This window comes from Amycolatopsis sp. NPDC005232 (assembly GCF_040607795.1).
Taxonomy (GTDB): domain Bacteria; phylum Actinomycetota; class Actinomycetes; order Mycobacteriales; family Pseudonocardiaceae; genus Amycolatopsis.
The window spans coordinates 313,219-336,688 of the sequence record NZ_JBEXHL010000005.1 but is presented as its reverse complement, the minus strand read 5'-3'; the positions used below and the strand labels follow the sequence as shown (position 1 = coordinate 336,688).

Here is a 23,470-nt window from a genome sequence, read left to right as displayed (position 1 = left end):
CGGTCATCCGGTCGAGAAATTCAGGGCCAAGCGAAGTGCCTTGCCCAGTGGTTTCGGAAGGAGCAGCGACATTCGACCGCCCGGTAGTTCTTCGGCGTTTCGGCGAGCCAGTGCCGAAAGAGTGCGGTGGATGTCGTGGGACGGATACAGGGCATAGGCTTGACCGATGGCCCCGGGCGGCAGGTGCCACCTGCGGATGCCGGCAAGATCGGCCATGGCACCGGCTTGGACGTAGTAGCCGATCGGGTCCGTGGACCTGCCGAGGCCGGGTGTCGCGTGCGCGACCACGGCATCGGCGGCTTCGAGGGCTCTGCGGCGCGGCGCGCCGGCGCGGTCGAAAACCTCGAGAACGGAGTCCGCCGAGCGCCGGGTGAAATCCTCCCCGGGCACGCTGACGAGCATTCCCGAGTCGTGCAGCAGTGCCGTCACGAAGAGAAGTTCCGCGTCGACCTCGGTCTGGTCCGCCTGGGCCAGCGCCGTGCCGAGCAGCCAGGTTCGGTAGCCGTGGAAGAGAAGCGTGGTGCCTTGCTTCTTGGCCATCTCGACGGCGGTGCTCGCGACTTCGGTGTCGGGAATGTCCGGAACGAGGGTTTCCGTCGAGCGTGGCCGGTTCATAGGCCACGTGAGGAAACCACCGATCGTCTCCAGGAGGAATTTTCGCATGCCGGCGCGGACGGACGAACGCTCGGCGCGAGTCAGTACGCCGTTCGTTTCGCAGACCCAGTCGTAGCCGGCCATCGCTGACGACGAGGTAACAGAGGTCGATCCACTTGCTGCGTCGCCGCTTGCGCACACGAGGGCTCCAGTGAGACGGGGGTTTCCTGCTTCCAGTTTTGATGATCGGCAAAGTCCCGCCCAGTCGGTGGGTGACCGGCAGCCCACAAATTCGGACGCGACTGCTCCAGGCCGGCGAGGTGGTCGGCCTCTGTCCGGATCTGTGGGATTTTCGTCAGATTCTGCTCTTCAGCGCCGTACCGGGCTCGCAGACGCTGGTGCTGATCAACATCGACGCCACCACCGGAGGCACCGGACCTTGACCCGCGAACTGTTTACCGAAGAAGAACTCGTAGCGTTCAAGGCGGCTCAACGTCTCGCCTTCGACGCGACTGTCGCGATCGAAGCCGAATTGCACGAAGGGATCACCGAGCAGCAGGCGGCCGGGAAGCTCGAGCGCTGGCTGCGTGCGCGTGGCGTTTCCCACTTCTTCCACTACGGCTTCGTCTGGTTCGGCGACCGTACTCGGTTCCTGGACTTTCCGCCGCTTCCGCGTCGGGTCCGGGACCTCTTCGAGGCCAAACCGGCTAGTGGACATTATCGGCCGAGCGGTCGCCGGTTGACGCAGGGCGATGCGGTCATTCTCGATATCGGCCCCATCTATCGGCGCGGAGCCGCCGATATCGGGTACTCTTGCACACTCGGCGAGCCGACGGAAGAATTCCACGAAACCAGAATGGCACTCGCCGCCTTTCGTCCGATGATTCTGGAGATGGTGCGCAATGGCGATACCCAAGCCAGGATCGACAAAGCGGTGGACGACTACACCCAAGATCACGGTTATGTGAACATCCACTCGATGTACCCCGGGTCCGCGATCGCGCACCGCGTCGGCCGAGTGCCCGGCCTGCGGTTGCCCACGTTCAACGTGAAGGGTTTCAGCCCGCAGACGGTCAGTTATCTGGCGGGCGACATCGTCGGATCGGCTCTACGCCTGGACGTTCGCGCCGCGCCCTTCTGGAAACCGAAGTCCGACCGGCCGTGTGAGCCGGGTTTGTGGGCGTTCGAGCCGCACATCGGCCGCGGCGACGTCGGCGCGAAATGGGGCGAGGTTCTCGTGGTGACCGAGGACACCGCGTACTGGCTCGACGACGACCTGCCGCACGTTCGCTATTGGACTGATCACGGTGTTGCCCAGGACGCTTCCTGAGTGGTGACAGCGCCGCGCCGGACTCCTCCGGCGGGTCCGGCTTCCTGAGACTCACAGTTCACCAGGAGAAATACCATGACTTCGACGACCGCAAGCCCCCGTACCCCTTGAAGTGACGGTCACTTCTTCCGGGCTGTCGCGCCCGACACACTCGGCCCCACTGCGCGGACGTCGTCCTATATTCAAATGTACGTACATTTGAGTGGGTCCCCGAGGGGAACCCCGACGCACAGCGCAGCCAGGAGGAGAGCAATGTCCACCGTGGACTCCACGCACTTCGATCTCGTCGTGATCGGATTCGGCAGAGGAGGCAAAACACTGGCCGCCGCGATGGGGCGGCGCGGCAAGCGCGTCGCCGTGATCGAGCGGTCGGCGCAGATGTACGGCGGCACCTGCCCCAACGTTGGGTGCGTGCCCACCAAGTCGCTGATCCACCACGCCGAAACCGGTACCGGCCACGGCGAAGCCGTCGGAAAGACGCGAAACCTGACCACGAGGCTGCGCGGCATCAACTTCTCCACCCTCGACTCGATCGACTCCGTCACGGTCCTCACCGGACGGGCCGCGTTCGTCGACCCCAAAACGGTGGAGGTCAGCGCCGGCGACGAACGCCTGACCGTGTCCGGCGACACCATCATCATCAACACGGGGGCCGAGCCCGTCCTGCCTGCGATCCCCGGGTTCGCGGACAGCAACCGCGTTCACACGAGCACCGACCTCATCGGGCGAGACAACCTCCCGCGCAGGTTGGCCGTGCTCGGCGGTGGGCACGTGGGCATCGAGTTCGCGTCGATGTTCGCGCAGTTCGGCAGCGAGGTGACGGTGCTCGACCAGGCGCCGCGCATCCTGGGCCGCGAGGACGACGCCGTCGCGGCGGCCGCGGAACAGGTGCTGGCCGACACCGGAGTCCGGTTCGTCCTCGACGTTCAGGTCACCCGGTTGTCCGAGACGGCCGAGGGCGCCCGGCTCGACTACCGCCAGGGTGAAGACGGCGGCACGATCGTCGTCGACGCCGTGCTGGTCGCGGCCGGCCGCAAGCCCGCCACCGAAGTCCTGCGCTTGGACCTCGCGGGTGTGGCGACCACGGCCGGCGGTGCGGTCGAAGTGGACGATCGGCTGCGCACCAGCCAGCCCCACATCTTCGCGGTAGGCGATGTCAAGGGCGGACCGCAGTTCACCTACGTCTCCCTCGACGACAGCAGGATCGTCGCCGACCAACTCAGCGGCCTCGGCACCCGATCCACTGCCGACCGCGCGCACATCCCCTACACGCTCTTCCTGACGCCCCCCTTGGCACGGGTGGGACTCACCGAACGGGAGGCGCGCGAGCAGGGGTACGCGGTGAAAGTGGCGGAAAAAGCGGTCGCGGCCATCGTGGCGATGCCCAAAGCGAAGATCCTCGGAGAAACCCGAGGGCTGATGAAATTCGTGATCGACGCGAGGACGGACCAGATCCTCGGCGCCGCCTTGCTGAGCGTCGACGCGCAGGAGCTGATCAACCTGGTCACGCTGGCCATGCGGCACGGGGTGACCGCCGCGGATCTGCGCGACGGGATCTACACGCACCCGTCGTCGACTGAAGCCTTCAACGAAGTGCTGGCCGCTACGCGGAGCTGACGCGGGCCCCTCCGTCTTCCGCCCCGGTACTTGACCCATCGGACCAGCGGGGATGTACTGGTAGCGGCGATGGATCCCGCCGGGGCCACACGGCCCGAACCGCCGGATGCAACGGCTGATGGCTTCCTGGACGATGCGTGCTGCAGCGGACCGGGAGGACGTCATGACGACAACCAGTCACTTTCTGCGATTGTCGATCTTCCTTGGCGATGGGGACACCTGGCACCACCGGCCGCTGGACGTCGAGATCGTGTTCCGCGCGCGCCGGGCGGGCTTGGCCGGGGCGAGCGTGTTTCACGGGATCGCCGGTTACGGCGCGAACTTGCGCATCCACACGCAACGTCGGCTGCCGCTCGGCGCGGACCTGCCGTTGCTGATCGTCATCGTCGACTCGCCCGAGAAGATCCGGGAGTTCCTGTCACAGCTGGATGACCTCGAGCTCACCGCGCCGGTGGTGATCGACGAGCTCGAGTCCCATCCCTTCACGGTCCAGCGGTGGCCACCCACTCGAGAGGGAGTGCGATGACGATGCAGCTCACGGGAACCGCGTTGCGCATGACGATCCTCATCGGCGAAGACGACCTCTGGCAGCACACACCGCTGCACCGCGAGATCCTCGACCGCGCACGCAAGGCCGGCCTCGCCGGGGCCACGGTGCTGCGCGGCTGCGAAGGGTACGGCCTGCACCGCATGATCCACACGACACGGCTACTGAGCATGGCCGACCACATGCCCATCCTCGTCCTGCTCATCGACCGGCCGGACAAGATCCGGGCGTTCCTGCCCCAACTGCGGGAGGTGATCAGCAACGGCACCGTCCTCCTCGACGAGGTCGATGTCATGACGATGGGGTGGTCCACGCTGGGCCCGGCGACCGGATCGCTCACCGAACACTGACGACCGCGCCCGTCGCACTCCGGAAAGCGTGCCGTCGCCGGCTAGGAGATCTTGCGGCGGTAGGTCAAGACAGCGAAGAAGTAAGCCACGACGAGGATGCCGACGCACCAGGCCAGTGCGATCCAGATGCCGCTGCCGACCGGTTGCCCGGTGAACAGGTCGCGGATGGCGTTGACGATCGACGTCACCGGCTGGTGTTCGGCGAAGGCCCGCACCGGGCCGGGCATGGTGTCGGTGGGCACGAAGGCCGAGCTGATGAACGGCAGGAAGATGAGCGGGTAGGCGAACGCGCTCGCGCCGTCCGCGGATTTCGCGGAGAGGCCGGGAATCACGGCGATCCAGGTCAACGCCAAGGTGAACAGGATCAGCATGCCGGCGATCGCGAGCCACGACAGCACGCCCGCTCCCGAGCGGAAGCCCATGACGAGGGCGACGAGCACAACGACCACGACCGAGATCAGGTTGGCGACCAGCGAGGTCAGCACGTGCGCCCACAACACGGACGAGCGGGCGATCGGCATGGACTGGAAGCGTTCGAAGATGCCGCTCTTCATGTCCAGGAAGAGCCGGAACGCGGTGTAGGAGATGCCCGACGCGATCGTGATGAGCAGAATGCCGGGCAGCAGGTAGTTCACGTACGAACCCGACCCGGCCTTGATCGCGCCGCCGAACACGTAAACGAACAGCAGCAGGAAGGCGATCGGCATGATCGTGGTCGTGATGATGGTGTCCACGCTGCGCGTGATGTGGCGCAGCGACCGTCCCAGCAGGACAGTGGTGTCGCCGAAGAAGTGTTGGGTCACCGTCGTTCCTCACTGATCCGGGCCGACGCCGCGACGTCCGCTGTTCCGTTGTCGCCGACGATGGCGAAGAAGACGTCTTCGAGGGTCGGCTGCTTCTCGACGTATTCGACCTTGGCGGGCGGGAGCAGCTGCTTCAGCTCGGTAAGCGTGCCGTTCACGATGATCCGGCCCTCGTGCAGGATCGCGATCCGGTCGGCGAGTTGTTCGGCTTCGTCCAGGTACTGCGTGGTGAGCAGCACGGTCGTCCCGTGCTCGGCGAGAGTCTTGACGGCCTGCCACACCTCGATGCGGGCCTGCGGGTCGAGCCCGGTCGTCGGCTCGTCGAGAAAGATGACTTCCGGATTCCCGATGAGGCTCATCGCGATGTCGAGACGGCGGCGCATGCCACCCGAGTACGTCGACACCTTCCGCGCTGCCGCGTCGGTCAGCGAGAACCGCCGGAGCAGGTCGTCGGCGATCCCACCCGGGTTCTTGAGGTGCCGCAACCGGGCGACCAGAACGAGGTTCTCGCGCCCGCTGAGGATCTCGTCGACGGCCGCGAACTGCCCGGTGAGGCTGATGGAGTCCCGCACGTTCGCCGCCTGCGTGGCGACGTCGAAACCGTTGACGTCGGCGGTCCCCGCGTCGGCCTTGAGCAATGTGGAGAGGATCTTCACGATCGTGGTCTTGCCCGCCCCGTTGGAGCCGAGCAGCGCGAAGATGCTGCCGCGGGCCACGTCGAAGTCGACCCCGCGCAGCACCTCCAGGCTCTTGTAGGACTTCTTCAGGCCCTGCACGCGGATCGCGGGCCTGTGCACCTGATCGACTGTCATCCCGGTGTCCGTTCTCTCAGATCCACGGTGGGATAAGGATTTCGTGGCGGTAGCGGCCACGATCCCCCACGGGACTGACATCCGGCTGACACGGCTCTGACACCGACCACGCCCGGCGTTCACCGGCCGGCGGGCCCGGGTCCGGGTTCAGCAGCAGTGTTCGCCGCGCCAGGCTTCGCGGCCTTCCTTGACCGCGACCGCGGCGATGACGAGGGCGACGACGGGGTCGGCCCAGGACCAGCCGAACAACGAGTTGAGCAGCAGCCCGACCAGCAGGACGCCGGACAGGTAGGTGCACAGCAGGGTCTGCTTGGAGTCGGCGACGGCGCTGGCGGAACCGAGTTCGCGGCCGGCGCGGCGCTGGGCGTAGGACAGGAACGGCATCACCAGCAGCGACACCGCCGCCAGCACGATGCCCACCGTCGAGTGCTCCGCCGGCTCCGCGCCGAACAGGCCGCGGATCGACTCGACGCTCACGTAGGCGGCCAGCGCGAAGAACGACACCGCGATCACCTTCAAGGCGGTGCGCTCGCGCGCTTCCGGATCGCGGCCGGAGAACTGCCACGCCACTGCCGCGGCAGAGGCGACCTCGATGACCGAGTCCAGTCCGAACCCGATCAAGGCCGTCGACGAAGCGAGCGACCCCGCGGAGATCGCCACCACGGCCTCGACGACGTTGTAGGAGATCGTGGCACCGACCAGCAGCCGCACCCGGCGGGACAGCACAGCGCGACGCTCGGTGGAAACCGACGTCGTCGGCTGCGACACCGGCGCGCAGCAGTCATCGGCGCACCCGTCCGTTTCGGGCGTGGCCAACGGCAGGTTCAGGCGCTCGTGGGCTTCGCTCATCGGGCCGCCTTCACGCTCGCCGAAGACGCCGTGGGCGCGACCTCGTTCAGGCACGCCTCGTCGGTGTCCACCGCCAGCACCACGTGCACCAGCTCGCTCAACGCCTTCGCCAGGTGCGCGTCCGCCAGCTCGTACCGCACCTGGCGCCCCTCGTAGGTCGCGACCACGAGGCCACAGCCACGCAGGCACGCGAGATGGTTCGACACGTTCGAACGGCTCAGGCCCAGCTGCTCGGCCAGCTGCCCGGGATACCGAACCCCGTCCAGCAGCGTTACCAGGATCCGGCACCGCGTCGGGTCGGCCAGCGCCTTGCCCAGCCGGGCCAGCGCCGCGCCCCGCGTTTCGCACGTCAGCATGCGCCGAACAGTACAGCGATCACTGATACAACAGCAAGGGCTGAACAGTTCCGTGGACGCCGGCGCTCAGTGCTCGGCGCCGAGGCGGAACCGCATCCGGCAGACCACCATGTCCGTGTGCCGCCGGAGTGCCCGCGCGAGCACGGCCCCGCGCCGGTTCTGCAGGATCCGCTGCCACGGACGCGCGGGCTCGACCTCGGCGATCAGGACGAACACGCGGCAGTCGCCGTGCGAGCGCAGGTGCTCGACGAGCGGCGCACCCAGGCGGCGGCGCTCGTCGTGGACCTGGACGAGCGCCACCCCCGGATGCCAGCGCTCCCACTCCTCGACGAACGCGCTCGCCGCGCCCTCGTCTTCCGGATGGACGACGTGCACGGCTTCGACGCGTTCACCCAGGGACAGGGCCGCGGCGAGCGCGTCACGGGTCAGCCGCGACACCGTGTGTACCGGAACGACGACGAGCGACCGGTCAGGCCGGGGCGGCGCCGGGGTCCGGCCCAGTTCGAGGCGCTCGCCGATTCGGCGGTAGCTGCGGTTGACCCATTCCATCGCGGCCACCAGCAACGGCAGCGCGACGACGATCAGCCAGCCGCCTTCCCCGAACTTCGTCGCGGCCACCACGATCGCGGCGACGCCGGTGAGCAGTGCCCCGAACCCGTTGAGCGCGGCTTTTCCGCGCCACCCCCGCGGACGGTCGCCCAGCCAGTGCCGCACCATGCCCGTCTGCGACAGGGTGAAGCCGACGAACACCCCGATCGCGAAGAGCGGCACCAGCGTGTTCATGTCGCCGTCCGCGACGATCAGCAGGAGCGCCGAGGTGATCGCCAGGAAACCGACGCCGTAGCGGTACACCCGCCGTTCGGCGCGCAGCGCGAACACGTGGGGCAGGTTGTTGTGTTTCGCCAGCAGCTGGGCCAGCACCGGCAGGCCGCCGAACGACGTGTTGGCCGCGAGCGCGAGCAGCACCACCGTGGAGAACTGCACCACGTAGTAGCCGAACCCGTCGCCGAGGGAAGCAGTGGTCACCTGCGAAAGCACGGTGACGCCGTCGACCGGGTGGATCGAGAACTTCCCGATCAGCACGGCGATCCCGATCAGCATCACCCCGAGCAGTCCGCCCAGTGCGACCTCGGCTCGCTGCGCCCGGCGCACACGCGGTTTCCGGAACGACGGGACCGCGTTCGCGATCGCCTCGACACCGGTCAGTGCGGCGCAGCCGTTGGCGAAAGCCTTGAGCAACAGCAGGATTCCCACGGTCTGCAGGCTCGCGGCGTGCCCGGGAACCGCGATGGCCGCCGCCGGCTCCGTGCGGATCAGCCCGACCACCACGACCGTCAGGATCGCCCCGACGAAGACGGCCGTCGGCGCGATGAACACCCGCGCGCTCTCGGCGATGCCGCGCAGGTTCACCACCGTCACCACGGCCAGCGCCGCGAGGCACAGCCACAACGTGTAAGGCAGCAGCACGGGAAACGCCGACGTCAAGGCCGCGACTCCCGCCGCGACCGACACCGCGACGTTCAGCACGTAGTCCACGATCAGTGACGCCGCGGCCACCAGAGACGCCCGCCGGCCGAGGTGAGCGCGGCTGACCCCGTAGGCCCCGCCGCCGTCCGGGAACGCGGCGATCACCTGCCGATACGACAGCGTCAGCACGCCCAGCAACCCGGCGATCGCGAACGTGACCGGCAAGGTGAACCCCAGCCCGGTCCCACCCGCCACGGCGAGCACGATCACGATGGCTTCCGGCCCGTACGCCACCGACGCCATCGCGTCCAGCGACAACGCGGCCAGCCCGCCGACAACGGAAAGCCGGTGCCGATCACCGCGGCCGGTGGATGCGCCGGCCTCGCGGCGGGTAACAGCAGTGGTCACGAGGCACAGGATGAGGTTCACCCCATCGGGGTTTCCCCGGCGTTGACGATTTCTTGATGACGGCCGGGAAAATCCGTCCCTGCACGGTGGAGGAGCCGCGCCGGACCGAACACCAAGAACGCCGTCGGACCCGTTGGGGCGCAACGGTTCAGCGCTGCGCCGGGCGGATCCGGTCAAGGGCCCGCAGCGCCGGCTCGAGGTGCTCCTCGGAGTACCAGAGCGGCAGGCTCAGGTAGCTGCCCAGACCACCGAACGGCGAGAAGTGCTCGAACCCGGTCAGCGCGCGGACACCGCCGGATCTGAGTGCGCTCCCGATCGCCCCCGCGTCCGCGCCGGTGTCCACCCACAGGCCGGTTCCGCCCGAGGGCTCCGTCCACCGCCAGTCCGGCCGGACGCGCGCCAGGACGCGCCGCGCGATCTCGTAGCCGCCGCGCAGGTCGGCGGTCCGCAAGGCCCGCAATTCGGGGAGCCGCTGCAGCAGATCGACGGCGACGAGCTGGTCGAGCACCGACGACGTGAGGTCGATCGACCGTTTCAGCTCCGTCAGCCGCTCGATGACGGGGACACTCCCCCGGATCCAGCCGACTCGCAGACCACCCCACGTCAGCTTCGACAGCGTGCTCACGGTGAGGTGCTGGTCCGGCGGCAGCAGAGCGGCGAGCCCGGGCCGGCGTTCGTCGGCGAACAGCAGCTCGGCCGAAGAGGCGTCCTCGACGCAGAAGGTGTGGTGGACGTCCAGGATCCTGGCGAACGTGCGCAGCGACTGCACGTCCATCGTCAGTCCCGTGGGGTCGTGCACGACCGGCTGGCAGTAGACGAGCCGTGGTCGCCGGCGCGTGACGAGCTGTTCGAGCAGGTCGAGCCGCAGCGCCGAGCCGGCGAACGGGACCGGCAGCAGCCGGGTCCCCGCCCGCCGCAGCACGTCGAGGGTCCGGCGGCTCGTGGGGTCCTCGACCACGACCTCGTCGACGGGCCCGATCAGCAGCTGCGCCACGAGCCAGGTGGCCTGCTGGGCGCCGCCGGTGATGAGGATGTTCTCCCGCGTCGTCGGTGTGCCGAGATTCGCGTAGTACGCGGCGACCGCGTCGCGCAGCTCCGGAAGACCGGCCGGGAAGAACCCGCCGGCCGCGACGTGGCCCATGAGCCGGCGCCGGTCGATGCCCGCGATCGCGTCGGCCACGATCGGCAGCCCCGGCAGCGCTCCGCGGGCGATGTCGTAGGACGCCAGTGCGTCCGGGCCGAGGACCGGCGCGGCGCCCTGGTCGGCACCGATCGCGCCGAAGCCCTTCCGGCGCACCCGGCACCCGGAGCGCTGGAAGGACTCGACGACATCGGCGGCCACCAGTGCTTCATAGGCCTCGGTGACCGTGCTGCGGGAGACGCCGAGCGCCTCGGCCAGCTTGCGCTGCGAGGGCAGCAGCGCCCCGTCGGCCAGGTGGCTGTCGGTGATCAGCTGGCTGATCCCCAAGGCGAGCGCGCGCGCCAAACCACGGTCGTTGCTCGGCCAGTCGCCGAGCATCCGCGCGAGCCGCGCGGGCTCGACCCGCCCTTCCGACGGTGGCATCCGGTCCTCCTCCCGGCCCGACGGTACCTACTGGTCGATCACGGACCCGTCGATGCTGAGCCGCGCCTTGACCGGCCGTGGCACGTACGGCACGCGCTCGGTCACGTCCGGACGCAGTTTCACCCCGATCCCCGGGCTCGGGTCGACCAGGAGGAACCCCCGGCCGTCGTACTCGGGCTGACCCGTCACGATCTCGTCGCCGTCCGGCCGGTCGGCCAGCAGCGAATGCCAGGTGCGGCCCGGGTACTCGAGCAGGGCGAAGTTGGGGATCGCTGCCGCGATCTGCAGCGACGCGGCCGTGAGCACGGGGCTGAGCGGATTGTGCGGCACGACCCCGACGTGTTGCGCTTCGGCGAGCGCGGCGATCTTCTTGGCTCCCGTGATACCGCCGACCATGCCGACGTTCGGCCGCACGAACTGCACCGCCGAACGGCGCAGGAGCATGGCGAACTCCCAGATCGAGGTGAGCCGCTCCCCCGTCGCGATCGGCACGTCGACCCGGCTCGCGACGTATTCCATCTCGTCGAAGTTGTCCGGCGTCACCGGGTCTTCGAGGAACTGCGGGCGGAACTCGGCGATGCCCAGGCCGAGCTGTACCGCCTCGGCCGGGGTGAGGCGGCGGTGGATCTCGATGCACAGGTCGACGTCGTCACCGACGGCGTCGCGGTAGGCGCCGACGGCCTCGATCGCGTGGCCGATCTTCGCCGCGTGGGTCTCGAAGTACGGCACGGAGCGGTCTTCGTCGAGGAACGGCGTCAGGTGCCCGACGGCCGTGAACCCCTGCTCCTTGGCCGCCTTCACGCCGGCGACGAGCTCTTGGCGGGTCGTGCCGACCACGTGCTGGTACACCCGCGCGCGCTCACGGACGGGGCCGCCGAGCAAGGCGTGGACCGGGGCGTCGCGGTACTGGCCGGCCAGGTCCCACAGTGCGATGTCGATCGCGCTGAGCGCACCCATGATGTCGGCGCCGCGGAAGTGGAAGGCGCGGTAGAGGTACTGCCAGTGGTGCTCGATCCGCAGCGGGTCCTCGCCGAGGAGGTACTCGCCGAACTTCACGACCGCGGCGGCGGCGGACTCGTGGAAGCCCCACGCCCCCGACTCGCCGAGCCCGACGAGGCCTTCGTCGGTGTGGACCTGGACGAAGAGGTAGCGGTCGACCAGGATCGGCTCGACCTTCGTGATCTTCATCAGGCGGCACCGTCTTTCGCGTAGGCCGGCGCGGCGGTCGCGTCGGGATCGTTCGCACCCGCGACCGCGGGCTTGGACAGGGAGATGCAGACGAAGCTGATCGCGCCGAGCACGACCATCAGCAACGCCACGGGCCAATAGGAACCACCCGCCAGATTCACCAGGCTCAGCCCGGCCACGGGGATCAGGCCACCGACCGCCGACACCGATTCACGGGCCAGGGACACGCCGCTCACCCGGATCCGCGGCTCGAACATCTCGGTCAGGTAGGCCGCCTGCCCGGCGTTGTTCAGTTCCTTCCCGACCGACGTGCCGAGAATGAGCGCGAGCCAGATGACCACGGGCTGCCCGGTGTCGACGAGCCAGTAGAACGGGAACGCGAGCACCATCGCGAACCCGGCCGCGGTCAGGTAGACCCGTTTGGTGCCCAGCCGGTCCGTGAGGTGGCCGAACAGCGCCACGGACCCGATGCCGAGGGCGGACGCGATGAGCAGGCCGGTCAGCACCGTCTGCTGCGCGACGCCGACCTGCTTGACCGCGTAAACCGTGACGAAAACCGTGTAGAGGTAGCCGAGCGGCGGGTCCATCAGCCGCGCGCCGGCGGCGAGGAGCACCTGCTTCGGTGCCGTGCGCAGCAGTTCCGCCATGGGGACGCGGGGCTGCTCGCCGGTGCCCTTGACCCGCTGGAACTCGGGCGTTTCCTGCACCCGCAGCCGCAGGAACAGACCGACCGCCACGGGCACGATCCCGACCAGGAACGGGATTCGCCAGCCCCACGAGAGCAGCTGGTCCTCCGGCAGGGTGCCGATCACGGCGAAGGCGGCCGTCGAGAGCAGCATCCCGATCTCGGCGCCGACCTGCGCGGTCGACGCGAACAGGCCCCGTTTCCCGGGAGGCGCGTACTCGGCACTCATCACCACCGCTCCGCCGAACTCGGCGCCCGCGCCGAAGCCCTGGCACAGCCGCAGGAACACGAGCAGGATCGGCGCCCAGATGCCAATGCTGCCGTACGTCGGCAACGCGCCGATCAACGTCGTCGCGATGCCCATCAGCACGAGGGTGGTGATCATCACGGCCTTGCGGCCGTGGCGGTCGCCGAGGTTGCCCAGCACCACGCCGCCGAGCGGCCGCGCCACGAACCCGACGGCGAAGGTGGCCACCGACGCGATCGTGCCGACCTCCGAACCGAGGTCCGGGAAGAACAACTTGTTCAGCACCAACGCCGACGCCAGCCCGTAGAGAGCGTAGTCGTACCACTCGAGGGCGCTGCCGATGATGCTGGCGGCCACGACTCGGCGCCGCATCGGCGACTTCCCGCCGTCGACCGGGTCCGGCTCAGCCGGTGTTCGTCGCGCATCCATTCATGTCATCCTCTCCATTAAGGACTGATGCGGGCACGACGGATCCACGATCTCGCGCCGGAGCGTCCGTCCGACCAGGACAGCTCGCTTCTCCGTCGGCTCGTGCAACGGTGCGTCAGGCCACGGGAGGGATGCCAGGCCAGTGCGGGTCAACTGGCCTGCTCGCCGCTGCGGTCCTCGGTCTCGAAAGGAAAGGCGAAAACTGACACGGGTGGCCGCGACCGCTTCAACAGCGGTCGCGGCCACCCGTGGTGGGGCGGCGTCCTCAGGCGGCGACGGTGGATTGCGCCAGGGGGCGCCGTTTCCGCATCGCCGCCACCGCGATCAGCCCGACGAGCGACGTGGTGAGGACGAAGTAGTACGGCGAGCGCAGATCGTCGGTCGCGCTGACCAGCCAGGTGCCGATGTAGGGCGCGGTGCCGCCGGCGATGACCACGGAGATGTTCGTGGCCAGCGCGGTGCCGGTATAGCGGACCTCGTCGGGGAACAGCTGCGGTGTCACGGTGTAGGAGGCGACCTGGAGGAACGCCATGTTGACCATGATGAGCACGTAGCCGAGCGCGGCGAGCCCCAGGTTGCCGACGTCCATGAGCAGGAAGCCGGGATAGGTGATCACGGCGTAGCCCACGAGCCCGATCGTGGCGACCTTGAGCGGGCCGATGCGGTCGGCGAGCCGCCCCGTGAACGGCATGAGACCGACCGCCACGAGCGTTACCGCCGCGGTGATCCAGTACACCGGCGATTTCGCGTAGTGCAGGTTGGTGACCAGGTAGATGGAGATGAACGTGGAGCCGATGTACGCCGCGCCCTGCACGCCGACGCCGAGCGCGGTCGCCTTGACCAGGGCCCCGGGGTAGTCCCGCAGGGCGGATGTCAAGGGGAAACCGTGGCGGGCGGTCGTGACGTCGCGGTCGATGTCGGGCAGCATGCGCCGCGCGAGGTAGCACACGACGGTGAGCGGCAGGCCGATCAGGAACGGGATCCGCCAGCCCCAGGAGCTCAGCTGGTCAGCGGCCAGCACTCCGGACACGATGCCGACCGCGGCCGAGGCGATCGCGAAGCCGGCGTTGGTGCCCATCGGGGTGAACGCGCCGTAGCGGGCCTTCTTGCCCGGTGGCGCGGCCTCCGAGATCACGGTCGCGGCACCGCCGACCTCGCCGCCGGCGAAGAAGCCCTGCGCCAGCCGCACGACCAGCAGGAGGACCGGTGCGAGGACACCGACCATGGCGTAGGTCGGCAGCACGCCGATGGCGGTGTTGGCGAGCCCGATGCCGACGACGGTGACGAGCAGCGCCCGCCTACGCCCGAACCGGTCGCCGACCCAGCCGAACACGATCCCTCCGATCGGGCGGATCACGTACGACAGGGCGAACACGGCCAGGACCGCCAGCAGGGACGCCACGGGGTCTTTGCCGGGGAAGAACAAGGGCGCGATGATCGCCGAGACGTAGCCGTAGAGGGCGTAGTCGTAGTACTCGATGAGCGTGCCGATGCCGCCGGCCAAGCCGACGCGGCGAACCTCTTTCGCGGTGCGGAGGGACACTTCTGGCTCCAGGTCGCGGATGGTCATGCCCGGCCTCCGTCGCAAAGGGACGGAGGCTTCGTTGCCGTTGTCATCTGGTGCGCTTCCTTACTTCAAGCCGTCGACGTAGGCGCGGACGATGTCGTCGAAGGAAAGTTCCGCTGCCAGGCCGAGATTGTCCGCGCGGGGGGTGTGGAACCGGGCCGGCCAGCTGCGCACGATGGCGCCGACTCCCGCGTCGTCCGTCCAGTCGATGAGGTCGCTGGTACCGGTACCCGCCACGCGGTCGAGGGCGAACGCCATCTCCTGCGGGGTGGTCGTGAGCGCCGGCAGGTTCATCGCTGTCGCGCTTCCCCACGTGGCGTCGCCGACTTCGGCCGCACGCAGCAGCCCCTCCAGAGTCTTGCGCGGGGAGGACAACGCGATCGGCGTGCCGGGCGGCACCGGACAAGCGGCGCGCTCTCCGGCCAGCGGCTCGCGGATGATGCCGGACAGGAAGCTCGACGCTGCCGCATTGGGCTTTCCCGGCCGGACCGACACGGTCATCAGCCGCACCGACCGGCCGCGCACGAATCCCTTGCGGGTGTAGTCGGCCACGAGCTGTTCGCCCATGAACTTCTGGATGCCGTAGCTGGACTGCGGCCGCGGCAAGGTGTCGTCGTCGACGGCGCCGATCGGGCCGACCGCCGGATCACTGCCGAACACCGCCAGCGAGCTGGAGAACACCACCACCGGTGGCACGGCCAGCGCCCGTGCGTACTCCAGCAGTGTGCGAGCGCCGTCGAGATTGGTCCGCATGCCGAGGTCGAAATCGGCCTCCGCCGCGCCACTGACCACACCGGCCAAGTGGAAGATCGCGTCCACCGGACCGAGATCGTCGAGTGCTGTCGCGAGATCGCCGACGACCGAGCGCACCCGATTGTCGGCAATGAGGTCGGCGGGCGGGGTGACCAAGTCGACGAGCACGAGCTCACCGATCTCTTCGGGTGCCGCGCCGCCGAAGCCGATCGGGGCTTCGAGCAGACGACGGGCGAGCAGCGCGCCGAGGAATCCGGCGCCACCGGTGATGACGATGCGCGTGCTCATGCTTTCTCCAGTCGGTCGATGACGTCGGCCAGTGACGTTTCGCCGCCGACGTTCCCCGCGAACACGATGTAGGGCAGCCCCCGCGCCGGACCCGACGCCGGCTCCCACAGAGAAACGATGCCGGGCAGCAGCGAGCCCCGGATCCACGCCCGGTCGATCCCGAGAGACTCGGTGGCCACGTCGGACGAGGTGATACCGCCCTTCCCGACCACATAGGACGGACGCCGCGCCGCGACGGTCTCCCCCGCGACCCGGGTCAGTGCGGCACTGACCCGCCGCGCGATCTCCAGGCTGTGTGCTTCGTCCCGGCCCGTGACAAGGGTTCGCGAGGTTCGCAGGACGACGAGTGACTCCGCCAGCGCGGTCGTGGCCGCGGTGACAGCGTCGCGCAGGTGCCGTTCCGAACGTCGGTCGTCGAGGATCGTCGGCACGTCGAGCTCGACGGTGGTGAAGCGGCGCCGGACGGCGAGGTGCTCGAGCTGCCGGCTCGTGAGTCCTACGTGGGACCCCACGATGACGAGGCCGTGCGCGTCGCCCTCGACCAGCCGCGCGAGCGTCCCGTCGTCGATCGGCGGCTGCGCCTCCTGCCCGACCCGCGCTCGCACGAACGACGGGCCGACGCGGTAGAGGAACGTTTTTCCGTCCTGTTCCGCCGCGAGGATCGCGAGCACACTCGCGCGGAGGTCGTCGTCCTCGTCGGCGTCGAGCACGACTACCCGGCCGTTCCGGACGTCGTCCAGCCGGGCGCGCAACGTGCCGTCCGTGCCGGTGCGGATCACGTCCAGCGTCAGCTCGGCGACTTCGCCCCGCGGGATGCGGCCCGCGCTCTTCTCTTCCACCCACTCGGAGAGCTTCGACGAGCGATAGCCGAAGGACGCGTCGCGGGCGAACTCGCTCTCGGCCACCGGCACGAGACCGCCGGCACTGCGCAGCCAGTGCGTACCCCCGATCGTGACGCGCCCGGCGTCCACATAGGCCGGTGCCAGCAGGACCCCGTCGACCGTCGCACCATGGCGCGACACCACGTCGCCCAGGACGTCGGTCTCCAGCGGGAAATGGCCACGCAGCGTCGAATCGCTGCGGCTGGCGAACGCGAGCCGGACGTTCTCCTGTTCCGCCGCGACGAGACAGGCCTCGGCGACCTCACGGTCACGGGCGGCGGCGTCCTCGGGCGAGAGGCTCCGGGTGTTGGTGAGCACGTAGAACCCCGCAGTGCCCTGCCGCAGGGCCCAGCGGATGTCCTCGACCGTCCAGCGGGTGAGCACGGGCAGTTCGCGCACGGTCTGCGTGCCGGTGGGGTCGTCGTCGAGCACCGCGACCTGGCGGGCACCGGCGAGCGCGCGCCGCACCTGCTCGACCGGGACACCGCGGACCGGCGGCAGCGTCCCCGGGGTCACTCGATCCCCTCGGTGGCCAGCAGCAGGCGCATGCGGTGGGCGGCCAGCTCGGGGTCGGGGAAGAGACCGAGCTCGTCGGTGAGCACGAACAGGTCGGTCAGGTGCTGCAGCGACCGCATGCCTTCGCGGCCGCTGACCATGCGGAAGTGGTCCTGGTGGCCCGAGAGCCAGGCGACGAACACCGTGCCGACCTTGTACCGGTCGGCCGGGGCCTCGAACATCTTGACCGCGAGCGGAATCGAGCGGTTCATCGTCTCGGTGAAGCCGGCTTCGTCGCCGGCGTCGAGCGCCGCGAATCCGGCCGCCGCGATGGGCGCGATCGGGTCGAGCACCCCGAGCAGTCCGTGGCTGTGGTGCTCGCCGTCGCCCAGCAGCAGGTCGGTGTAGCCGTAGTCGTCGCCGGTGAACACCTTCACGCCGGCGGGCAGGCGGCGGCGGAACTCCTGCTCGAGCTCGTGGTCGAGCAGGCTGAACTTGATGCCTTCGAGCTTCTCGACGTTGTCGCGGGCCAGCTGGACGACCACGTCCATCGCCGAGAGCACGTCGGTGTGCCCCCAGTACCCGGCCAGGCTCGGGTCGAACCCGGTGCCGAGCCAGTGCACGATGGCGGGCTTGTCCGTCTTCGACAGCACGTCGCGGTACACCGAGAGGTAGTCGTCCGAGGTCTTCGCGACGGACACCAGGGCGTGGCTCGCGCGCAGGACCGCAGCACTCCCCTGCGCCTGCACGAACTCGAGCTGTTCGGTGTAGGCGTCGACGATCTCCGCGAGCTCGGGCCGGGCCGAGGTGAGCTGGTCGGTGCCGGCCCCGGCGACCACGGCGGCCCCTGATTCCCGGGCTGCGGCGACTCCGAGGCGGATGAGCTCCTGGGCCTGGGACCAGTCCAGGCCGCCGGGCCCGCGCTCGGAGGTGTCCATGGCCTCGGCGATGCCGACACCGTAGGAGAACAGGTGCTGCCGGAAGGCGATGGTCGCTTCCCAGTCGACCGGCGGCCGGTGCCCCGGCTGGTAGTCGGCGCGCGCGTCGGCGACCACGTGCGCGGCCGCGAGCACGGTGCGCGAGGCGAACGGCGCCGGGTGGCGCGGATAGTCGACGGCTTCGTGCATCACGTGCCGGGTGGTGCCGCCGTCCAGGGTGGGCACGACGAGCGACGTCGAATTCAGGGTGGTCACTGCGGGGAATCTCCTTGCTGGGGGTCAGGACCAGGCGGCTGTGCCGCCGGTGCGTTCGCGGTCGGCTTCGGAGCCGATCACGCCCGTGGCCTTGAGGTGCGCGATCTGTTCGGGGGTGAGGCCCGCGGCGGTGAGGACGTCGTCGTTGTGCTGGCCGATCTTCGGCGGGACGTGGCGCAGCCGCGCCGGGGTCTCCGAGAGCGCGACGGGCATGCCGACCCACTTGACCGGGCCCACTCCGTCCACATCGGACTCGATGACGAGGCCGTTGTGGCGCACCTGCGGATCCTCGAACACGGCGTCGTACTCGTGGACCGGGGCGACGAGCACGTCCTCGGCTTCGAAGCGGGCCATGATCTCGGCACGCGGGAACTTCCGGATCGCCTCGGCGAGCAGCCGGTGCGTCTCCTCGGTGTGCTCGCGCAGACCCTCGATGGTTTGGAACCGCGGGTCGTCCACGTGTTCCGACGCGAGCCCGCACGCGCGAGCCGAGCGTTTCCACTGCTCATCGACGTAGAACTCACCGATGAGCGTGAACCACAGGCCGTCGGCGGCCTCGTAGTAGCCGTAGAGCGCGGTGTTGTGGGCGTGGGCGATGCCGGCGGACGGCCGGTCGAACCGCTGCCCGGTGTTGAGGTAGGTCGTGCCTTCCTGCAGATGGCTGGTGATCGCCGCGTTGAGCAGGTTCGAGTCGACGACCTGGCCACGGCCGGTCTTCTCCCGGGCGGCGAGCGCGATCATCATGCCCTGTGCGAACTGCATGGACGCCAGGTAGTCGACCATGAACGTGCCCACCGGCACCGGGCCGGTCGCCTGGCTTCCGGTCAGCGCCATCAGGCCACTGATCGACTGGGCGGCCAGGTCCTGGCCGCGGCGGTGCACGTACGGCCCGGACAGCCCGTACCCCGAGGCATAGGCGACGATGATCCGCGGGTTGAGCTTCGAGAGCTCGTCCCAGCCGAAGCCGAGCCGGTCCATCACGCCGGGCCGGAAGTTGCTCGCGACGATGTCGGCGTCCTTCGCGAGCCGGTGGACGAGAGCTTTGCCCTCCGGCGACTTCACGTCGACGCTGATGCTCTTCTTGTTGCGGTTGGTCGCCGACCAGTGCGGGCTGAACCCGTTCGCCAGGAACGGCGGCTGGAACCGGCCGATCTCGCCGGCGTCGATCCGCTCGACCTTGATCACCTCGGCCCCGAAGTCGGCCAGCACCTGCGTGGCCGACGGGCCTTGCTCGAGCTGGGTGAAGTCGAGGATGCGGACACCTTCGAACGCATCGGTCATGAGAACTACGGCCTTTCTGTGGTCTTGTCACGCCGCGGGCGCGGTTTCAGCCCGGCCGGCTCGGGCCGGAAGAAGCGGGAATCCATCAAGCCGGGTTCCGAACGCATCAGGGGCACGAAGCCCATCTGGTCGAGTACGTCGCGCCGCAGGTCGACGCCGGGGGCGATCTCGACGAGCTCCACCCCCTCGGCCGCCAGCCGGAACACCGCGCGCTCGGTCACGTACAGCACCTGCTGTCCTTGCGCGTGGGCACGTTCGGCGCTGAAGCAGATGTGGGAAACCTCGTCGACGAACTTCGGGTAGCGGCCGTCCTTCGCGATGACGAGCCGCCCGTCGGTGACGCCGACGTCGAGCCCTCCGCCACGCAGGGTCCCGCAGAACACGACCGTGCGGGCCTTCTGGCTGATGTCGATGAACCCGCCCGGACCGATCGGTTTGCCGCCGGCTGTGGCGACGTTGACGTTGCCGTACCGGTCGATCTCGGCGTACGCGAGCCCGGCGAAGTCGAGCGCGCCGCCGTCGTAGAGGTCGAACTGGCTCGGCATGTCCACGATCGCCGACGGGTTGATCGCGGTACCGGAGTCGAGCCCGACACCGGGCAAGCCGCCGAAGACGCCTTGTTCCACGGTGAGGGTGAAGCGATCGAGGAACCCTTCTTCCAACGCGACGTAGCTGATGCCGTTGGCCATGCCGACGCCCAGGTTCGCGAGGTCGCCCTCGTGCAGCTCGATCGCCGCCCGGCGCGCGACGACCTTCCGCTCGTCGAACGGCAGCGGCTCGACCTCGGTCGGCCGGTTGGGCAGCGTGCCGGTGCGGCGTGGGTCGGCGACCGTGATCGGCGTCTGGTTGGGGTAGCCGGTGAGCACGACGTGGTCGACCAGCGGTCCGGGGATCCGGACCCGGTTCGCCGGGATTTCGCCCCGGTCCACAAGCCGCTTGACCTCGACGAGCACCAGTCCCCCACTGGCGTGCGTGGCCTGCGCGATCGCGAGGTTGTCGCCGAACGCGGCTTCGTCGTCCATGCCGATGTTGCCGTCGACGTCGGCTTCGGTGGCGCGCAGCAGCGCGATGTCGACGCCGAACCGCGGGTAGAACAGCCACTCCTGCCCGCCGAGGGTCACCAGCTCGCTCAGCCCGGTGGTGGTGCGCTCGTTCATCCGCCCCCACTGCCGACGGGGGTCGACGAAGGTGCCCAGGCCGATGTCGGTGAGCAGGCCGGGCCGACCGGCGGCGATCTCGCGGTACAGCAATGAGATCGTGCCCGCGGGCAGGCCGATGGCCTCGACCTCGTCGCGCGCGATCACCCCCTGCTCCCGCGGTGAGAGCACGAAGTGCGAGCCCACGAACCGGCGGACGAGCCCCGGGATCGCGACGTGGTCCACACCCCGCCCTTCGTGGTCGCCCAGCCCCATCACGTGCACGACCGTGAGACCGGACGGCGAACCGCCGTCCTCCCAGCGCTGTTCGAGCGCTGCGAGGAGCGTTTCGGGGACCTGCAGGAGGGAGCCTGTGCCCCCGACCGCCACGGTCGCACCGCTGGGCACGAGCGCGACGGCCGCCTCGGGCGAAAGATGCAAGTCGGTGCGGTCCCGGCCGGAGGGCGCCGCGTCGAGCGGGATCACGCCATCACGTCCCCGCCGCACACGTTCACGCACTCGCCGGTGATGTACGACGCGTCGTCGGACGCGAGGAACGCCACCGCGGCCGCCACTTCGTCGGGCCGGCCGATGCGGCCCAGCGGGTTGGTCGAGAGCCGGCGTTGCAGCGCTTCCGCCGCGTCTTGGCCGGTGATGCGCCCGACTTGTTCGCTGCCGAAGTCGGACAGGGCGGTGTCGATCCGGCCCGGCGCGACCGCGTTGACCCGGATCCCGCGCGGTGCGAGCTCGGCCGCGAACGACTTGGTCAGGCTGAGCACGGCGGCCTTGGACGCGGCGTAGTTCGCCGACAGCGCGTTGGGCAGCAGCGCCTGGATCGAGGCGACGGTGACCACCGCGCCGCCCTCGCGCAGGCATCGCGCGGCCAGTTGCAGCGTGAGCAGCGTGCCGCGCGCGTTGACGTCGAGCACCCGGTCCCAGTCGGCGACGGTCAGCTCGCTCGCGGGAGCGAAGGTCTGGATGCCCGCGTTGGCGACCACCACGTCGAGCCGCTCGTCGAACGAGGCGAACGAGGCTGGGTCGCCGACGTCGAGGCTTCGTTCCTCGACGGTGAAGCCCTTGTCCCGCAGGGCTTCCGCCACCAACCGGGCGTGTGCGAGGTCGACGTCGGCCACCACGACCGCGGCGTCTTCCGCCGCGAGACGCTCCACGATCGCGCGGCCGATGCCCCGGCCCCCGCCGGTGACCAGAGCGCGCTTGCCGGTGAACCGTCCCGCCATCAGTCGCCGGCCTTCTCACTCGCGGCGACGCCACCCAGCGGCACCTTGGACAGCAGTTCGACCTTCTGCCCCTGCTGGCAGACCCGCCCGTCCTGGTCGACCACCTCGACGTCGAAGGTCACGATCGCCTGGTCCGGCTTGGACTTCGAGTCGCGCATCTCGGCGACCGAGTAGTTCACGAAGATCGTGTCGCCGATGAAGATCGGCCCGACGAACCGCCACTCCTTGATGCCCAGGAACGCGATCGCGGTGTTCCGCAGCAGTTCCGTGCGCGGCCACATCAGCCCGTGGGCGTAGGCCAGCCCGAGCATGCCGTGGGCGATCCGCCGGCCGAACTGGCTGGCTTTGGCGTACACGTCACTCGTGTGCACCTCGGAAAAGTCCCCGGTGAGCCCGGCGAAGCCGATGACGTCGGCATCCGTGATCGTGCGGCCGGGGCTGCGGAACGAAAGACCGACGGACAGGTCCTCGTACAGCAGTCCTTGCCGGGGGATCTCCTTGCTCATGCGTGGCTTCCTTCCTCTGCCCCGACACCGGTGTCGTCGAGAGCGGTCTTGAGCGAACGGGCCGCTTCGAGCGGCGGCAGCGACCGGAACCGGTCGCCGAGCACCTCGATCTCGAACGCGCCCGCGTAGCCGGCTTCCCGGGTGAGCCGGACGAACTCGCGGAGCGGGACGACGCCCTCACCGGGGAGACCCCGGGGCGGCAGGCGGCCAGGCTCCGGCACGACCGAGTCGGCGATCTGCACGGCGGCGATCCGGCGCCCGGCCCGGGCGAGCCCGGCGGCGAGCCGGTGATCCCACCACAGGTGGTAGCTGTCGACGGCGATCCCGAGGAACGGCGAGTCGAACCTTTCCACGACGTCCGTCGCCTGCGCCAACGTGACGAGCCACGACCGGTCGGCGGCGAGCACCGGGTGGAAGGGCTCCAGCGCCACGACGACGCCGGCCCGTTCCGCGGCCGGCAGGGCGAGTTCGAGTGCGGCCTCGAGGTCCGCTTCGGCCGCGCGCGGATCGCCGGGCCGCGGCGGTCCGGCGATGACCACGAGCACGCCTGCGCCCAACTCGGCCGTTTCGTCGAGCGCGCGCACGGTCTCGTCGTGCTCGGCGTGGCCGAGGAAACCGCCGCGGCACACCGTGTCCACCCGGATCCCCGCGCGTTCGGCCTCCTTCGCCGTCGCACGGGGTCCGCGGTATCCCGGCGTCTGGCGCCACACCGCCACCGCATCGAACCCGGCTCCGGCCGCCGCCGCCACGAACTCACCGGTATCCAGGTGCAGAAAGCTGCCCTGGCTCAGCACGGTCTCGACGGCAGGCACTCCGACTCCTTTGTCTCTCGCGGCGGCGGCATCGCCAGAAATGGAACGTACTTCAAGAGTGGAACATCGTTCTG

At 69.4% G+C, this 23,470-nt stretch carries 23 protein-coding genes; 5 read left to right on the top strand and 18 right to left on the bottom strand.

Annotation, left to right across the window (positions count from 1 at the left end):
- Positions 1 to 3: 3 nt before the first annotated feature.
- Positions 4 to 738, bottom strand: coding sequence for a hypothetical protein (locus ABZU76_RS12975; RefSeq protein WP_354868284.1), 735 nt, complete (start codon positions 736 to 738; stop codon positions 4 to 6).
- Between the two features lie 128 nt (positions 739 to 866).
- Between ABZU76_RS12975 and ABZU76_RS12970 the strand changes: the two genes are divergently transcribed.
- The 5 genes from ABZU76_RS12970 (at position 867) to ABZU76_RS12950 (ending at position 4,438) form a co-directional block, all read left to right on the top strand.
- Positions 867 to 1,037, top strand: a complete 171-nt coding sequence (locus ABZU76_RS12970) for a hypothetical protein (protein ID WP_354868281.1) — start codon at positions 867 to 869, stop codon at positions 1,035 to 1,037.
- Positions 1,034 to 1,924 (top strand): M24 family metallopeptidase, encoded by an 891-nt coding sequence (locus ABZU76_RS12965; protein WP_354868278.1) that lies wholly within the window; start codon positions 1,034 to 1,036, stop codon positions 1,922 to 1,924. The genes ABZU76_RS12970 and ABZU76_RS12965 overlap by 4 nt, the downstream gene beginning before the upstream one ends.
- 252 nt (positions 1,925 to 2,176) lie before the next feature.
- Entirely contained in the window at positions 2,177 to 3,541 is a 1,365-nt protein-coding gene (locus ABZU76_RS12960) for an FAD-dependent oxidoreductase (RefSeq protein ID WP_354868276.1), read from the top strand.
- Positions 3,542 to 3,704: 163 nt separating this feature from the next.
- Entirely contained in the window at positions 3,705 to 4,067 is a 363-nt protein-coding gene (locus ABZU76_RS12955; protein WP_354868274.1) for a DUF190 domain-containing protein, read from the top strand.
- On the top strand, positions 4,064 to 4,438 hold the full coding sequence (locus ABZU76_RS12950) for a DUF190 domain-containing protein (RefSeq protein WP_354868271.1): 375 nt from the start codon (positions 4,064 to 4,066) through the stop codon (positions 4,436 to 4,438). The genes ABZU76_RS12955 and ABZU76_RS12950 overlap by 4 nt, the downstream gene beginning before the upstream one ends.
- A 41-nt stretch (positions 4,439 to 4,479) precedes the next feature.
- Here the strand turns inward: ABZU76_RS12950 and ABZU76_RS12945 are convergent, their stop codons facing one another.
- The 17 genes from ABZU76_RS12945 to ABZU76_RS12865 form a co-directional block, all read right to left on the bottom strand.
- Positions 4,480 to 5,241, bottom strand: a complete 762-nt coding sequence (locus ABZU76_RS12945) for an ABC transporter permease (protein WP_354868269.1) — start codon at positions 5,239 to 5,241, stop codon at positions 4,480 to 4,482.
- The gene (locus ABZU76_RS12940) at positions 5,238 to 6,053 is read right to left on the bottom strand and encodes an ATP-binding cassette domain-containing protein (RefSeq protein ID WP_354868267.1); all 816 of its coding nucleotides are present in this window, start codon (positions 6,051 to 6,053) and stop codon (positions 5,238 to 5,240) included. The genes ABZU76_RS12945 and ABZU76_RS12940 overlap by 4 nt, the downstream gene beginning before the upstream one ends.
- Before the next feature lie 147 nt (positions 6,054 to 6,200).
- Positions 6,201 to 6,902 carry a cation transporter gene (locus tag ABZU76_RS12935; RefSeq protein WP_354868265.1) on the bottom strand — a complete coding sequence of 234 codons (702 nt, stop codon included), beginning with the start codon at positions 6,900 to 6,902 and terminating at the stop codon, positions 6,201 to 6,203.
- A complete protein-coding gene (locus ABZU76_RS12930) occupies positions 6,899 to 7,258 on the bottom strand; it encodes a metalloregulator ArsR/SmtB family transcription factor (protein ID WP_354868263.1) in 360 nt (119 codons plus the stop codon). The genes ABZU76_RS12935 and ABZU76_RS12930 overlap by 4 nt, the downstream gene beginning before the upstream one ends.
- A gap of 66 nt (positions 7,259 to 7,324) precedes the next feature.
- A complete protein-coding gene (locus ABZU76_RS12925; RefSeq protein ID WP_354868261.1) occupies positions 7,325 to 9,133 on the bottom strand; it encodes an APC family permease in 1,809 nt (602 codons plus the stop codon).
- 148 nt (positions 9,134 to 9,281) lie between these two features.
- Entirely contained in the window at positions 9,282 to 10,697 is a 1,416-nt protein-coding gene (locus ABZU76_RS12920) for a PLP-dependent aminotransferase family protein (RefSeq protein WP_354868259.1), read from the bottom strand.
- A gap of 27 nt (positions 10,698 to 10,724) precedes the next feature.
- The gene (locus ABZU76_RS12915; protein ID WP_354868257.1) at positions 10,725 to 11,885 is read right to left on the bottom strand and encodes a mandelate racemase/muconate lactonizing enzyme family protein; all 1,161 of its coding nucleotides are present in this window, start codon (positions 11,883 to 11,885) and stop codon (positions 10,725 to 10,727) included.
- Positions 11,885 to 13,246: an MFS transporter gene (locus ABZU76_RS12910; RefSeq protein WP_354868254.1), complete on the bottom strand. Its 1,362-nt coding sequence runs from the start codon at positions 13,244 to 13,246 to the stop codon at positions 11,885 to 11,887. Before ABZU76_RS12910 ends, ABZU76_RS12915 begins: the two co-directional genes overlap by 1 nt.
- Positions 13,247 to 13,511: 265 nt before the next feature.
- Positions 13,512 to 14,816, bottom strand: coding sequence for an MFS transporter (locus tag ABZU76_RS12905; RefSeq protein WP_354868252.1), 1,305 nt, complete (start codon positions 14,814 to 14,816; stop codon positions 13,512 to 13,514).
- 60 nt (positions 14,817 to 14,876) lie between these two features.
- Positions 14,877 to 15,854, bottom strand: a complete 978-nt coding sequence (gene denD / locus ABZU76_RS12900) for a D-erythronate dehydrogenase (RefSeq protein ID WP_354868250.1) — start codon at positions 15,852 to 15,854, stop codon at positions 14,877 to 14,879.
- On the bottom strand, positions 15,851 to 17,251 hold the full coding sequence (locus ABZU76_RS12895; protein ID WP_354868244.1) for a four-carbon acid sugar kinase family protein: 1,401 nt from the start codon (positions 17,249 to 17,251) through the stop codon (positions 15,851 to 15,853). The genes denD and ABZU76_RS12895 overlap by 4 nt, the downstream gene beginning before the upstream one ends.
- The gene (locus ABZU76_RS12890) at positions 17,248 to 18,423 is read right to left on the bottom strand and encodes a DUF993 family protein (protein WP_354868242.1); all 1,176 of its coding nucleotides are present in this window, start codon (positions 18,421 to 18,423) and stop codon (positions 17,248 to 17,250) included. The genes ABZU76_RS12895 and ABZU76_RS12890 overlap by 4 nt, the downstream gene beginning before the upstream one ends.
- 24 nt (positions 18,424 to 18,447) lie before the next feature.
- Positions 18,448 to 19,704, bottom strand: a complete 1,257-nt coding sequence (locus tag ABZU76_RS12885; RefSeq protein WP_354868240.1) for a CoA transferase — start codon at positions 19,702 to 19,704, stop codon at positions 18,448 to 18,450.
- A 5-nt stretch (positions 19,705 to 19,709) separates the two neighbouring features.
- Positions 19,710 to 21,326: a CoA-transferase gene (locus ABZU76_RS12880; protein WP_354868238.1), complete on the bottom strand. Its 1,617-nt coding sequence runs from the start codon at positions 21,324 to 21,326 to the stop codon at positions 19,710 to 19,712.
- The gene (locus tag ABZU76_RS12875) at positions 21,323 to 22,078 is read right to left on the bottom strand and encodes an SDR family NAD(P)-dependent oxidoreductase (protein WP_354868236.1); all 756 of its coding nucleotides are present in this window, start codon (positions 22,076 to 22,078) and stop codon (positions 21,323 to 21,325) included. The genes ABZU76_RS12880 and ABZU76_RS12875 overlap by 4 nt, the downstream gene beginning before the upstream one ends.
- The gene (locus ABZU76_RS12870; RefSeq protein WP_220241715.1) at positions 22,078 to 22,584 is read right to left on the bottom strand and encodes a MaoC/PaaZ C-terminal domain-containing protein; all 507 of its coding nucleotides are present in this window, start codon (positions 22,582 to 22,584) and stop codon (positions 22,078 to 22,080) included. Before ABZU76_RS12870 ends, ABZU76_RS12875 begins: the two co-directional genes overlap by 1 nt.
- On the bottom strand, positions 22,581 to 23,396 hold the full coding sequence (locus ABZU76_RS12865; protein ID WP_354868234.1) for a sugar phosphate isomerase/epimerase family protein: 816 nt from the start codon (positions 23,394 to 23,396) through the stop codon (positions 22,581 to 22,583). Before ABZU76_RS12865 ends, ABZU76_RS12870 begins: the two co-directional genes overlap by 4 nt.
- Between the last annotated feature and the right edge of the window lie 74 nt (positions 23,397 to 23,470).